Below are 12392 nucleotides of genomic sequence, written 5' to 3' on the forward strand. Positions count from 1 at the left end.
TTGAACACGTCGAACCCGACAACCCTGGTCCGGGGGCCGCGGCCCCTCCGCGGAGGAGGAGGCCGTCGGGCGGGAGGACTCCGCGTCAGTGGGCGTCGACAATGGTCTCGTTCCGCGCGAAGCGCCTGTTCCGCAGGACGGGCAGGAACTCGCGGACCTCGTCGACCCGGCGTCGGGTCACCTCGGTGGTGACGACGCCGCGCTCCTCATCCTCGAGGTGTGCCTGCGGGACCCCCATGGGGTCGATGACGGCGGAGTGGCCGATCGTGTGGCTGCTGGAGGTCCCGGCCGCCGCGACCCACACCGTGTTCTCGATGGCCCGTGCCTTGAGCAGGGTCTCCCAGTGCTCGATCTTGTGCTCGCCCTTGAACCATGCAGCCGGCACGCAGATGAGGTCCGCCCCGGCGTCGGCGAGCGCCCGGGCCTGCTCGGGGAACCGGATGTCGTAGCAGGTCATGAGCCCCACCCCGAGACCGCCGATCCGGGCCACCTTGACCCCGCCGTCGCCGGGCTTGATGCGCGTGGACTCCTGGTAGCTGAAGGCGTCGTACAGGTGCAGCTTCCGGTACGTGTCCACGATCCGGCCGGTCCCGTCGACGAGGACGAGCGTGTTGAACGGCCGCTCCTCGCCGCTGGGTTCGTAACCCCCGGCGACGACGGCGATGGAGTGCGCGGCCGCGATGAAGGACAGCTGCTGGACGAAGGAGGTCCAGGTGGCCTCCACGGCCTGCTGGAGGGAGCCCTCGACCCGGCCGACCGTGAACATCGACTCCTCGGGGAAGACGATGAGTTCCGAGCCCTCGGCGGCGGCCTCCGCCGCGAGGTCCCGCATCACGGCGAGATTCGCCGCGGCGTCCCCACCGGGCCTGAACTGACCAACGCTGACCAACATGTTCCCGCCCTCACGTGTGTATGACACCTTCCGTCCAGCGTACAGACTCCCGTCCAGCACGCCGGAGTAGCCTTCATCCCATGAGGAACCCGTTGAAGAGACAGCGCGTGGAGCCCGGCCCCGGCCAGGAATCCGTCTGGGACTACCCGAGGCCGCCGCGGGTGGAGCGGATGACGGCGAGGATCGAGGTGCGCTTCGGCGGGCAGCTGATCATCAGCACGGACAACGCCGTCCGGGTCCTCGAGACGAGCCATCCGCCGGTCTACTACCTCCCGATCGACGAGTTCGCGCCCGGGGTCCTGGTGCCGGTCGAGGGCACCACGCACTGCGAGTTCAAGGGTGCCGCGAGCTATTTCGACGTCGTCGCCGGGGCCGCCCGCAGCCCGCGCGGTGCCTGGACGTACCCCGCCCCGGTGCGGGGGTACGAGGAGCTGGCCACCCGCGCAGCGCTCTACCCCTCGCGGATGGACGGGTGCACCGTGGACGGCGAGCGGGTGCAGGCCCAGGAGGGCGACTTCTACGGCGGGTGGATTACCTCGGCGATCGTCGGCCCGTTCAAGGGCGGCGCGGGGACCTGGGGCTGGTAGCGGCTCGTCCAGCGCACGTTCAGGTGGCACCGCTATAGTCGCAGGCTGACCATCGCACGCAACGCAAGGACAGGCTCAGAATGACCATCAAGGGAACAATCCTGGGCCGGCGGCTCCTCGCCGCCGCGTTCGTCGGCTCCATCGCGGTCCTCGGCGGGTGCGGCGCCGCGGGCGACGAACCCGAGGGCGCGGCGGCGTCGAGCACGGCCCCCGCTGCGGACGAGTCCGCCGCCGCCGGAGACGCCGCCGCCCAGCCCGAGCCGGACCTCGAGGGCGTGCCCGACGTCGTCGCCGTCGTCAACGGGACCGAGATCAAGCGGGACGAGTTCACCACGGCGTACGAGGGCCAGTTCCCGCAGGCGGTCGCCCAGGCGCAGGCCGGCGGCCAGGAGGTGGACCAGGGCCTGCTGAAGACCACCGTCGCGGACAATCTCGTGAGCACCGAACTGCTGCGCCAGGAGGCGGACAAGCGCGGCATCGAGGCCACGCCCGAGGCCCGGGCCGCGGCGATCGCGAACCTGCTGGAGACCAGCCAGCTGGGCTCCGAGGAGGAGCTGCGCGCCGCCTTCTCCGAGCAGGGGCTCGACGACGCCGAGTTCGACTCCCAGCTCGCCGACCAGGTGAAGCTCGATGCGCTGCTCGCGGAAGAGGCCGGCGACACGACGCCGAGTGATCAGGAGATCCAGGAGGCCTACGACGCCGCGAAGGCCCAGCAGGAGGCCAGCGGGGCCACCGCGACGCCGCTGCCTCCGCTCGACGAGGTGCGGGACCAGATCGAGGAGCAGCTCACGGGCGGCAAGACGTCCGAGGCGGCCCAGGCCCTGATCGCGCAGCTGCGCGACGGCGCGGACATCACCGTCAACCTGTAGTCCCGGACCGGCACCGACCCGGACGACAGCGGCCCCCTTCGCAGGACGAAGGGGGCCGCTGTCGCGTGGTGGGCCGGCTAGTTGATCAGGTCGTTGACCACGATGGTCTGGTCGCGGTCCGGGCCCACGCCGATGGCCGAGAACCGGGTCCCCGAGAGCTTCTCGAGCGCCCGCACGTAGGTCTGCGCGTTGTCGGGCAGGTCCTCGACGGTCCGGGCACCCGTGATGTCCTCGGTCCAGCCGTCGAAGTACTCGAAGATGGGCCTGGCGTGGTGGAACTCGGTCTGTGTCATGGGCATCTCGTCGTGCCGCACGCCGTCGACGTCGTAGGCGACGCACACCGGGATGCTCTCGATCCCCGTGAGGACGTCGAGCTTCGTCACGAAGTAGTCCGTGAAGCCGTTGACGCGCGACGCGTGGCGCGCCAGCACGGCGTCGTACCAGCCGCATCGGCGCGGGCGGCCGGTGTTGACGCCGAACTCGCCGCCGGTCTTCTGGAGGTACAGGCCCATCTCGTCGAAGAGCTCCGTGGGGAAGGGACCGGCGCCCACGCGGGTGGTGTACGCCTTGATGATGCCGATCGAGCGCGAGATGCGCGTGGGGCCGATGCCTGAGCCGACGGACGCACCGCCGGCGGTGGGGTTCGACGACGTCACGAACGGGTAGGTGCCGTGGTCGACGTCGAGGAAGGTCGCCTGGCCGCCCTCCATGAGGACCACCTTGCCGGCGTCGAGTGCCTCGTTGAGCACGAACGTGGAGTCGATGACGAGGGGCCGCAGCCGTTCGGCGAAGGAGAGGAAGTAGGAGACGACCTCCTCGACCTCGACGTCGCGGCGGTTGTAGACCTTGACCAGCAGTTCGTTCTTCTGCTGGAGGGAGCCCTCGACCTTCTGGCGCAGGATCGACTCGTCGAAGACGTCCTGGACGCGGATGCCGAGGCGGGCCACCTTGTCCATGTAGGCCGGGCCGATGCCGCGGCCGGTGGTGCCGATCGCGCGCTTGCCGAGGAAGCGCTCGGTGACCTTGTCGAGGACCTGGTGGTAGGGGGCCACGAGGTGGGCGTTGGCGGAGACGCGCAGCTTCGAGGTGTCCGCGCCGCGGGCCTCGAGCCCGTCGATCTCCTCGAACAGCGCCTCGAGGTTGATGACGCAGCCGTTGCCGATGATCGGCACGGCGTTGGGGCTGAGGATGCCGGCGGGGAGGAGCTTCAGCTCGTACTTCTCGCCGTTGACGACCACGGTGTGCCCGGCGTTGTTGCCGCCGTTCGGCTTCACGACGTAGTCGACCCGGCCGCCCAGCAGGTCAGTGGCCTTGCCCTTACCCTCGTCGCCCCACTGGGCTCCGACAATGACGATTGCTGGCATGGGATCCTCCCCCATTCGGTACGGGTCCCTTTCGCGCAACCGCGGAAAGTACGCCGTGCATCAGAACGCCCCAACCGGTCGCACGCAGGGTGCGGCCACTGGGGCTCTTACCGTCCGAGTTTAGCCGAGGGGCCCGGGGAGCGCCGCAAAAGCTTCGTCCGTGACGGTTGCGGTTCCGTTGCGGCCGGTCCTCCCGTCGCAGGCGGGACGAACCGGACGCCCGCGGCACAATGGGGGCATGGACCGCTTCGAAGGACACATCGCCGGCATCGGCACCGCCTCGGGTACGCGCCTGGTGATCGGCCGGTGGGACACCTCGCCCTTCGGCTCCTTCACCGACGTCATGATGGAGGACGCGCAGGGGCGGCGGACGCTGGTCGCACCCACCGCGGAGATCGCGGACTACGTCGGCGCCACGTACACGTTCGACGACGTGGTGCTCACCCCCATCACCTCGGCCCTCGCGGGCGGCCGGCTCGTCGTCGACGCCGGCGACCTGCAGGTCCTCGCCGGGCTCGGCGGCGTCACGCTGCTCGGGCGGCTCCTCGGCCTGGTCCCGCGTCGCCTCGCCACGCATCCCCGGTGGCTCGCCCTGATCAATCCCGTGGCCTCGCTGCTGGTGAAGGGCGTGGCGACGGCCGGTTCCGCGGGGCAGGGCCGCACCGAGTACTACGGCGTCACGTCGGCCCGTGCCGTCCACGGCGTGACGGCGACGTGGCGCGGTTCGGACCTCGGCACCCTGGCCCCGGTGAGCCCGCCCGTCCGGTTCGGCTTCAGCTCGGCGCCGCCCCGCCCGCAGCTGGTGACGGTGACGACGACCATCCGCCGCCCCGGGGAGTGACGGGGTTCGTGCCGTTGCGCACGCGTCCCGGACCCCTGAACCGCGTGTCGAGGCCCGCCACGCCGCTGTCCGGCGACGGCTTCCGCGAGACGCGTGCACGACGACGCACCCGGGTCGCGGACACCGGCTCAGCGGCCCGGGCGGATTCGGTCCCGCGCCACCCGGTAGTGCGGCCAGTAGCGCACGCTGCCGGGGAGCAGGGGCACCACGAGCCGGGTGGCCCGCCGGAGGACGGCGAACACCAGACGCTCACGACGCCGCCACGGAAGGCCGTAGCCCTCCCGCAGGCGCGCCGGCAGGATGCCCGCCGCCAGGATGGAGGGCAGCGGCCGGAGCAGCACCGGAATGATCGGTGGTTCCGGCGCGAGGATCTGCCGGGCGATCAGGCGTGCGGTGGGACCGGCGTCGAGCGTTCCCCGGAGTTGCTCGACGACGTAGCGTTCCAGGCCGCGGTAGTCCTCGGGCAGCACGGCATCCGTCACGCCGAAGAGGTGGGCCAGCCGGGTCATGTCCCGGTAGTAGGCGTCGCGCTCCTCCGCCGTCGTCGGGCGCAGGAAACGGTCCGTTACCTGCAGCGCCGTCCACACCAGCGTCGCGAACACCCAGAGCGCGAGCCCGGGATCGGTGGCGCTGTAGGGGGTCCCGGCGGGCGTCGACGGGCCGCCGGGATGGGCCAGCGTCCCGGTGACCGTGAGGACGGCGTCGAGGGTTCCGCGCAGTCGCTGCAGGGGATCGGTGGCGAAGCCGCTGTGGGCCCGTACGCCCTCGCCGACCAGCGGGTGCGCCACCTGCAGCAGGAGTGCCGCCGGCCCGCCCGCCATGACCAGCCGCTCGCGCGCGATGCACCACGCCGTCGAGCCCGGGCCGAAGAGACCGGCGTCCCCGGTTGACCCCGGGGGCGGGCGCGGGAGGGAAGAACCGGGCCAGGCCGCTCATGCTGTCCTGTCCGCCCGGAGCGCCGCCGTCGGATCCGGCGCCCTCGAAGCTCTTGTCGCCGTCGGCGTCCACCCACGCGGACAGTCCCGGTCGGTGGTCGGGCGCCCTGGGCAGGGCCTCCACGGAGGACCGTACCACCGCCGTGGCCGGCGCGGCCGCCGGGCGGATCAGATGGAGTAGTCGGACCCGGAGTTCGTCGAATCGATGTACTGCCGCACCGCGCTCTGCGGCACCCGGTAGGAGCGTCCGAACCTGATGCTGTGGATCGTCCCGGCCTGCACCAGGCGGTAGACGGTCATCTTCGACACCCTCATCATGGCGGCGACCTCCGCCACCGTGTACAGCTCACTGGTACTCACATTCGTAGCCATGCTCACCACTACTCCCATCCGCCTCACCACCGTGCGTGGAGTCTTTAACATTGGCCGCGTTGGTAACAGCGGCACAAGAACCAGCACTACTCGTTTATGGTTACCCGCGTCCGAGTAGGGCGGCGCCGCATACTGGCCCGGGACGACGGAAAAGACGGGCTCGCCGCAGCGGAACCCGTCTCTCCTGTCATCCCGTCCGGGTAGGTCAGCCGGCGAGCTGCGCGCTCGCCTCGGGGTCGGATTCCCTGAGGAACGCCGCGATCCGCTCGGCCTCCTCGATCTCGCCGATGGAGGCGGCGGCCCGGCCCAGGGCGAAGAGGGCCCGGAGGAAGCCCCGGTTCGGCTCGTGCGAGTACGGGATGGGCCCGGCGCCGCGCCAGCCGCTGCGCCGCAGCGCGTCGAGGCCGCGGTGGTACCCGGTGCGCGCGTAGGCGTAGGACTCGATGGTCCGGCCCTCGGCGTACGCCTCGTCCGCGAGGACGGCCCACACGAGCGACGACGTCGGGTGCATGGCGGCGAGGTCGACGGCCTCGTCGCCCGCGGCGAGGCGCCCGACGACGTCGGTCTCCTCGGGCAGGAGGGTGGGCTCGGGGCCCAGCAGGTTCTTGCGGAACTCGTCCGACATGGCGCTAGAGCTTCTTGCCGGCGGAGCCGAGGGCGGCTGCGGCTTCGACGACGCGCGCGGCGAGGCCCGCCTCGGCGGCTGCACCCCAGACGCGGGGGTCGTAGGTCTTCTTGTTGCCGACCTCGCCGTCGACCTTGAGGACGCCGTCGTAGTTGCGGAGCATGTGGTCCGCGACCGGACGCGTGAACGCGTACTGGGTGTCCGTGTCGATGTTCATCTTGATGACGCCGTAGGAGACGGCGTCCGCGATCTCCTGGTCCGAGGAGCCGGAGCCGCCGTGGAAGACGAGGTCGAACGGCTTGTCCTTGCCGAGCTTCTGGCCCACCTTGTCCTGGATCTCCTTGAGGATCTCCGGGCGCAGCTTCACGCCGCCGGGCTTGTACACGCCGTGCACGTTCCCGAAGGTCAGGGCGGTGATGTAGCGGCCGTGCTCGCCGGCGCCGAGGGCGTCGATGGTCGAGAGGGCGTCCTCGACCGTGGTGTAGAGCTTGTCGTTGATGGCGTTCTCGACGCCGTCCTCCTCACCGCCGACGGTGCCGATCTCGACCTCGAGGATGATCTTCGCGGCCGCGGCGCGGGGCAGGATCTCGCGGGCGATCCGGAGGTTCTCCTCGAGGGTCTCGGCCGAGCCGTCCCACATGTGCGAGTTGAAGATGGGGTCGCGGCCGTTCTTCACGGCCTCCTCGGACGCGGCGAGCAGGGGCAGCACGAAGTCGTCGAGCTTGTCCTTCGGGCAGTGGTCGGTGTGGAGGGCGATGTTGACGTCGTAGTTCTTCGCGACCTCCTTGGCGAAGGCGGCGAAGCCGAGCGAGCCGGCGACCATGTCCTTGACGCTCGCGCCGGACCAGTACGCCGCGCCGCCCGTGGAGACCTGCACGATGCCGTCGGAGCCCGCCTCGGCGAAGCCGCGCATCGCTGCGTTGAGGGTTTGCGAGGAGGTCACGTTCACGGCCGGGAACGCGAAGCCACCCGCCTTCGCGCGGTCGATCATCTCGGCGTAAACATCAGGGGTTGCAATAGGCATGCTGAGGACTCCTTCGTGGTGGTGAGTGCTTCGCTTCATCCTAGCGAGCGGACCTGCCGGGCGCAGGGGGCGCCGGCAGGGATGACGGCGGGCTCAGACGGGCTGGCCGAACACGTGCCGGCGCACCCAGCCGTGCATGGCGATCGCGGCGGCCGCGGACGCGTTGATGGACCGCGTGGATCCGAACTGCGCGATCGAGAGGGTCGCCTCGGCCGCCTCGTGGACCTCCGGGGTGAGGCCCGGGCCCTCCTGCCCGAACACCAGCACGCAGCGCTCCGGGAGGTCATAGGTCTCCAGGGGCACGGAGTCCGGGAAGTTGTCGATCCCGATCACGGCCAGCCCCTCGGACGCCGCCCAGGCGGTGAAGTCCGCGACGGTCGGGTGGTGGCGGACGTGCTGGTAGCGGTCGGTGACCATCGCGCCGCGCCGGTTCCACCGGCGTCGTCCGATGATGTGGACCTCCCGGGCGAGGAAGGCGTTCGCCGTCCGCACCACGGAGCCGATGTTGAGGTCGTGCTGCCAGTTCTCGATGGCCACGTGGAAGTCGTGCCGGCGCTCGTCGAGGTCCGCGACGATGGCCTCGTGCGTCCAGTACCGGTACGCGTCGACGACGTTGCGGGTGTCACCGGAGGTGAGCAGGTCATGGTCCCAGTGCTCGCCGTCGGGCAGGTCACCCTCCCAGGGCCCTACCCCGACGGCCGGGCCGGGGGTCTCGTGCGCGGGGGCGTCGATGCGGTCGGGAGTCTCCGGCAGGGGTTCATTCACCGTTCAAGCGTAGACGGCACCAAAGGTGGGAGACTGGCAGCGGCAGCTCCCCGCACACTCTGGAAGGAAGCCCCATGCGCGAGAACGAACACATCGAGTGCTGGCTCACGGACATGGACGGCGTCCTGGTGCACGAGAACCAGGCCATCCCGGGCGCGGCCGAGCTGATCGAGCGGTGGGTGGCCACCTCGAAGCGCTTCCTCGTCCTGACGAACAACTCGATCTACACGCCGCGCGACCTGGCGGCGCGTCTGAAGGCCTCCGGGCTCGAGATCCCGGAGGAGAACCTGTGGACGTCGGCGCTGGCCACGGCCCAGTTCCTGCAGGACCAGTTGCCGGGAGGGCGGGCCTATGTGATCGGCGAGGCAGGACTGACGACGGCGCTGCACGAGGCCGGCTTCGTCCTCACCGACACGAATCCCGACTACGTGGTGCTCGGCGAGACCCGCACCTACTCGTTCGAGGCGATCACCAAGGCCGTCCGCCTCATCCTCGACGGCGCGCGGTTCATCGCCACCAACCCCGATGTCACCGGCCCCTCGAAGGAGGGCCCGCTGCCCGCGACGGGCGCCATCGCGGCCATGATCACGGCGGCGACGAGCCGCGATCCGTACATCGTGGGCAAGCCCAACCCGATGATGTTCCGCTCCGCGATGAACCGGATCGACGCCCACTCCGAGACCACGGCGATGATCGGCGACCGCATGGACACCGACATCATCGCCGGCATGGAGGCGGGCCTGCACACGGTCCTGGTGCTCAGCGGCATCACCCGGCCCGAGGACATCAACGCCTACCCCTTCCGGCCGGCGCAGATCTGCGGCTCGGTGGCGGAGTTGATCGACCAGGTCTAGCCCGGTTCAGAAAAAGCGTTTCAGGCCGCCGCCCCGCGGCACCGGCAGGTACTCGCGTTGCACGGCCGAGACGACACGCTGGTAGATCACCGGGTTCCACTGCGGACTGGCGTGCGCGGGCAGGGCGCCGTCCGTCCGGAGGTCCACCGAGACCACATTGTCCGGCAGCGAGCGCGCCCAGCCGGACCGGGCCGTCGCGTAGTCGACGACGCCGTCCTGGGGGTTGCCCGCGAAGACCACTGTCGTGTCGCCGAGGGAGAGCCTGAACCGCGAGACGTCGAAGTGGTAGATGTACGAGGACTCGGTCTGGATGAGTTCGCTGCTCGGCGCGAGCGGGGAGAGCTGCTCGAGCGTCTGGTCCACGATCTGGCTCCAGGTGCGCTCGTTCTTGTGGACGATCCGCTCACCGAGCTCGTACGTGCCGCGCAGGCTGATCGGCACCCGCACCCCCGCCTCGTAGAGCATCACCACGCCGTCGAACATGCGCTGGTCGCGGACGTCGAAGCGGCTGGAGGGCGAGGAGTCGAGGAAGACGAGCTCCACGGGGATGCCGCGGTCACGCAGGCGCGCCGCGACCTCCACCGCCACCATGCCGCCGAAGCTGTGGCCGTAGAAGTAGAGCTTCTCGAGCCGGAAGTTGTCCACGTAGCGGTTCATGGTGGCCACGACGTTGTTGATGTCCAGGCCGCGGTTGGAGTAGCCCATCACCGCCATCTGCGCCCGCCTGGACAGCGCCGGGCGCAGCGAGTTGAGGATCCAGAGCCCCTCCTCCCAGCTCGTCTTGTAGCCGGGGAAGAGGACCCAGCGGTCGTTGGGGAATCGCGCGCGGGCCTCCTCGTCGTCGAGCGGGAGGATGCGCGTCTGGTCCCGCTGGGACTGGATGACGCGCGTGGTGACGAGGTCGGCCGCCACCACGGCGGCTGCGGCGGACCCGATCAGGAAGGAGCGGCGGGAGGACTCGCTGAAGTCACGCGCCCGCCGGAGCGCCCTGCCGTCGTCGTCCTGCACGCGGATCTCCGGATCATGCTCCTGCGCGGGGGTCCCGGTCAGGCGAGGCCCAGCTCGTCCTTGCCGAAGGCGAAGAGGTAGGGCACTCCCGCCTCGGACTCGATGCGCTCCTTGGACCCGGTGTCGCGGTCCACGATCACGGCGACGGCGCGCACATCCCCGCCCGCGCGGCGGACGCCCTCGACGGCGGTGAGGGCCGATCCGCCCGTGGTCGAGGTGTCCTCGAGCACGACGACGGGGCGGCCGGACACGTCCGGCCCCTCCACCTGGCGGGCCATGCCGTGGGTCTTCTGGGTCTTGCGGACCACGAAGGCGTCGATCGGGCGGTCTGCCCGGGCGGCGGCGTGCATCACGGCGGTGCCCACCGGATCGGCGCCCATCGTCAGGCCGCCCGCCGCCTCGAACGCGATCCCGGCGTCGTCGAGCAGTTGCAGCATGACGCGGCCCACGAGCACGGACGCTTCGTGGTGGAGCGTGATGCGGCGGAGGTCGATGTAGTAGTCGGCCTCGACCCCGCTCGAGAGCGTGACGCGCTCGTGGACCACGGCGAGTTCCTTGATGAGCTCCAGGAGGCGGGAGCGGTCGGCGGTCGGCGTGGTCTCGGCGGTCATACGCCAAGTCTATCGAGGGGTGGCCCTCCTCACGCGTCACGTCCGGGTCGACGCCGGGGTCATCGGCCCGGATCGGCGGCGTTGCGGCGGCCGACCGCATCCCCCTCCGGGGTCTTCGAGAGGAGTCGGGCTGCCTCAGCCGGTGTGTCGCGACAGGCCACAGCCTTCCGTCGCCCTGCATCGCACGGGGTTGATCGCCGGGACAGGCCGGCTGCTCCGGCAGGGCGTCTCCCGCCGGGAGGTCGTGGGGTCATTCAGCCGCGTCAGGCCACTTCCGGCAGCGTGTCCCGGATCAATACGCCCCTCGGCGCGGCTAAGCCCCCGCCACGAAGGAACGATCGATGCCGGTCACTCACCCGCCGATGCACTCGCGGCGTCGATCGCCTCCGGGGACAGGACGTGGGAGATCGCCAGGACCGCCGCGCCCGCCACACCCGCGCTCTGCCCGGACACCGACGGGACGATCCGCAGGTGCTCCGTGGCCAGCGGCAGCGACCGCGTGTAGACGACCTCCCTGATCCCGGCGAGCAGGTGCTCGCCGGCCTGGGCGAGCGAGCCGCCGATCACGACGACCGAGGGGTTGACGAGGTTGACGCACATCGCCACCACGTCACCGATGTCCCGGCCCGCCTGCCGGATGGCCTGGAGGGCTGTGGCATCACCGGAACGCACCAGGTCGATCACGTCCTGGCTGCCGGTGAGGCCCGGCCGTGCCGGTCCGCCGAGCGCAGCCGCGAGCGCCGGACCGCTGGCCACGGCCTCGAGGCAGCCGGTGTTCCCGCAGCGGCACGGGGCCTCTCCCCCGGCTGCCACGCGGACGTGCCCCAGATCGCCGGCCGTGCCTTGCGCCCCGCGCTGCAGCACGCCGCCCGAGATGATGCCGGCGCCGATACCGGTGGCCACCTTGATGAACATCAGGTCGCCCACGTCAGGCCAGTTGCTGCTCTGTTCACCCAGCGCCATGATGTTGACGTCGTTGTCGACGAGCACGGGGACGTCGAAGCTCGCCTGGACCAGCCCCGGGACGTCGAACCTGTCCCAGCCCGGCATGATCGGCGGATTGATCGGGCGCCCCGTGTCGTGCTCCACCGGGCCGGGCAGCCCGATGCCGATGGCCGCCAGGTCCCGGGCGCCGCGGGCCGCCGACCGCAGGAGCCTGCCGATGGCCGAGACCAGCCAGCCGAGGACGGCGTCGGGCCCGTCCGCGATGCTGATGTCCTGCCGCTCCCGCGCGAGCTCCTCGCCGGCCAGGTCCGTCAGGATGACGACGGCGTGGGTGGCCCCGAGGTCCGCGCCGATCACCACGCGCGCCGACGGATTGAGCGCGAACAGGGACGGCGGCCGACCCCCCGTTGAGGCAGCACCGCCGATGGGCGACACCAGGCCGAGGCCCATGAGGATGTCCACCCGGGCGGCGACCGTGGAGCGGGCGAGGCCGGTGATCTGGGCGAGCTCGGCGCGCGTCCGCGGCCGGCCGTCGCGCAGGACCTGGAAGATCTCGCTGGCGCCCGACGGCTGCGGAACAGGGGTCCGCGGGCGCGGAGCGCCGTGGCTCGTCAGTGCCGGTGCCGGCTGCAGGAAGGACACACTTCCAGTAAAGCACGAGCGTCTTTGCCTGCCATCAACACCATCTTTTGTGTGTTCC

The 12392-nt window shown here is 70.8% G+C and carries 14 protein-coding genes; 4 read left to right on the forward strand and 10 right to left on the reverse strand.

Annotated elements, in window-relative coordinates:
• Positions 1 to 85: 85 nt before the first annotated feature.
• Positions 86 to 892 carry a carbon-nitrogen hydrolase family protein gene (locus tag IWX63_RS07770; RefSeq protein ID WP_199277590.1) on the reverse strand — a complete coding sequence of 269 codons (807 nt, stop codon included), beginning with the start codon at positions 890 to 892 and terminating at the stop codon, positions 86 to 88.
• An 80-nt stretch (positions 893 to 972) separates the two neighbouring features.
• Between IWX63_RS07770 and IWX63_RS07775 the strand changes: the two genes are divergently transcribed.
• Both IWX63_RS07775 and IWX63_RS07780 read left to right on the forward strand, forming a co-directional pair.
• On the forward strand, positions 973 to 1479 hold the full coding sequence (locus tag IWX63_RS07775; protein ID WP_199277591.1) for a DUF427 domain-containing protein: 507 nt from the start codon (positions 973 to 975) through the stop codon (positions 1477 to 1479).
• An 80-nt stretch (positions 1480 to 1559) separates the two neighbouring features.
• The gene (locus IWX63_RS07780) at positions 1560 to 2348 is read left to right on the forward strand and encodes a SurA N-terminal domain-containing protein (RefSeq protein WP_199277592.1); all 789 of its coding nucleotides are present in this window, start codon (positions 1560 to 1562) and stop codon (positions 2346 to 2348) included.
• A gap of 77 nt (positions 2349 to 2425) precedes the next feature.
• Here IWX63_RS07780 and IWX63_RS07785 read toward each other — a convergent pair whose 3' ends face one another.
• Positions 2426 to 3712 carry an adenylosuccinate synthase gene (locus tag IWX63_RS07785; protein WP_199277593.1) on the reverse strand — a complete coding sequence of 429 codons (1287 nt, stop codon included), beginning with the start codon at positions 3710 to 3712 and terminating at the stop codon, positions 2426 to 2428.
• Between the two features lie 238 nt (positions 3713 to 3950).
• Between IWX63_RS07785 and IWX63_RS07790 the strand changes: the two genes are divergently transcribed.
• Positions 3951 to 4553 (forward strand): hypothetical protein, encoded by a 603-nt coding sequence (locus IWX63_RS07790; protein WP_199277594.1) that lies wholly within the window; start codon positions 3951 to 3953, stop codon positions 4551 to 4553.
• A 128-nt stretch (positions 4554 to 4681) separates the two neighbouring features.
• On the opposite strand, the gene IWX63_RS07795 is transcribed toward IWX63_RS07790, so the two are convergent.
• The 5 genes from IWX63_RS07795 to IWX63_RS07815 form a co-directional block, all read right to left on the reverse strand.
• Entirely contained in the window at positions 4682 to 5395 is a 714-nt protein-coding gene (locus IWX63_RS07795) for an oxygenase MpaB family protein (RefSeq protein WP_334685747.1), read from the reverse strand.
• Between the two features lie 261 nt (positions 5396 to 5656).
• Complete coding sequence (locus IWX63_RS07800) at positions 5657 to 5860, reverse strand: helix-turn-helix domain-containing protein (protein ID WP_199277596.1); 204 nt, start codon at positions 5858 to 5860, stop codon at positions 5657 to 5659.
• Positions 5861 to 6065: 205 nt separating this feature from the next.
• On the reverse strand, positions 6066 to 6485 hold the full coding sequence (locus IWX63_RS07805) for a DUF3151 domain-containing protein (RefSeq protein ID WP_199277597.1): 420 nt from the start codon (positions 6483 to 6485) through the stop codon (positions 6066 to 6068).
• Between the two features lie 4 nt (positions 6486 to 6489).
• On the reverse strand, positions 6490 to 7509 hold the full coding sequence (fbaA, locus tag IWX63_RS07810; RefSeq protein ID WP_199277598.1) for a class II fructose-bisphosphate aldolase: 1020 nt from the start codon (positions 7507 to 7509) through the stop codon (positions 6490 to 6492).
• Positions 7510 to 7602: 93 nt separating this feature from the next.
• Complete coding sequence (locus IWX63_RS07815; RefSeq protein WP_199277796.1) at positions 7603 to 8262, reverse strand: TrmH family RNA methyltransferase; 660 nt, start codon at positions 8260 to 8262, stop codon at positions 7603 to 7605.
• Between the two features lie 86 nt (positions 8263 to 8348).
• Here IWX63_RS07815 and IWX63_RS07820 point away from each other — a divergent pair, with 86 nt between their 5' ends.
• Positions 8349 to 9128 (forward strand): HAD-IIA family hydrolase, encoded by a 780-nt coding sequence (locus tag IWX63_RS07820; RefSeq protein ID WP_199277599.1) that lies wholly within the window; start codon positions 8349 to 8351, stop codon positions 9126 to 9128.
• Positions 9129 to 9134: 6 nt separating this feature from the next.
• Here the strand turns inward: IWX63_RS07820 and IWX63_RS07825 are convergent, their stop codons facing one another.
• The 3 genes from IWX63_RS07825 to IWX63_RS07835 all read right to left on the reverse strand — a co-directional run bounded on the left by IWX63_RS07825 (position 9135) and on the right by IWX63_RS07835 (position 12307).
• The gene (locus IWX63_RS07825; RefSeq protein ID WP_199277600.1) at positions 9135 to 10136 is read right to left on the reverse strand and encodes a thioesterase domain-containing protein; all 1002 of its coding nucleotides are present in this window, start codon (positions 10134 to 10136) and stop codon (positions 9135 to 9137) included.
• A 38-nt stretch (positions 10137 to 10174) separates the two neighbouring features.
• Positions 10175 to 10747: an orotate phosphoribosyltransferase gene (pyrE, locus tag IWX63_RS07830; protein WP_199277601.1), complete on the reverse strand. Its 573-nt coding sequence runs from the start codon at positions 10745 to 10747 to the stop codon at positions 10175 to 10177.
• A gap of 348 nt (positions 10748 to 11095) precedes the next feature.
• Positions 11096 to 12307 (reverse strand): ROK family transcriptional regulator, encoded by a 1212-nt coding sequence (locus tag IWX63_RS07835; protein ID WP_334685748.1) that lies wholly within the window; start codon positions 12305 to 12307, stop codon positions 11096 to 11098.
• Positions 12308 to 12392: the final 85 nt, after the last annotated feature.

The organism is Arthrobacter sp. CAN_A2 (assembly GCF_015752045.1).
Classification (GTDB): domain Bacteria; phylum Actinomycetota; class Actinomycetes; order Actinomycetales; family Micrococcaceae; genus Arthrobacter_D.

Coding starts and splice junctions, on each gene's coding strand:
- IWX63_RS07770 (WP_199277590.1), bottom strand. CDS start 892: ATGTTGGTCAGCGTTGGTCAGTTCAGGCCCGGTGGGGACGCCGCGGCG.
- IWX63_RS07775 (WP_199277591.1), top strand. CDS start 973: ATGAGGAACCCGTTGAAGAGACAGCGCGTGGAGCCCGGCCCCGGCCAG.
- IWX63_RS07780 (WP_199277592.1), top strand. CDS start 1,560: ATGACCATCAAGGGAACAATCCTGGGCCGGCGGCTCCTCGCCGCCGCG.
- IWX63_RS07785 (WP_199277593.1), bottom strand. CDS start 3,712: ATGCCAGCAATCGTCATTGTCGGAGCCCAGTGGGGCGACGAGGGTAAG.
- IWX63_RS07790 (WP_199277594.1), top strand. CDS start 3,951: ATGGACCGCTTCGAAGGACACATCGCCGGCATCGGCACCGCCTCGGGT.
- IWX63_RS07800 (WP_199277596.1), bottom strand. CDS start 5,860: ATGGCTACGAATGTGAGTACCAGTGAGCTGTACACGGTGGCGGAGGTC.
- IWX63_RS07805 (WP_199277597.1), bottom strand. CDS start 6,485: ATGTCGGACGAGTTCCGCAAGAACCTGCTGGGCCCCGAGCCCACCCTC.
- fbaA (WP_199277598.1), bottom strand. CDS start 7,509: ATGCCTATTGCAACCCCTGATGTTTACGCCGAGATGATCGACCGCGCG.
- IWX63_RS07820 (WP_199277599.1), top strand. CDS start 8,349: ATGCGCGAGAACGAACACATCGAGTGCTGGCTCACGGACATGGACGGC.
- pyrE (WP_199277601.1), bottom strand. CDS start 10,747: ATGACCGCCGAGACCACGCCGACCGCCGACCGCTCCCGCCTCCTGGAG.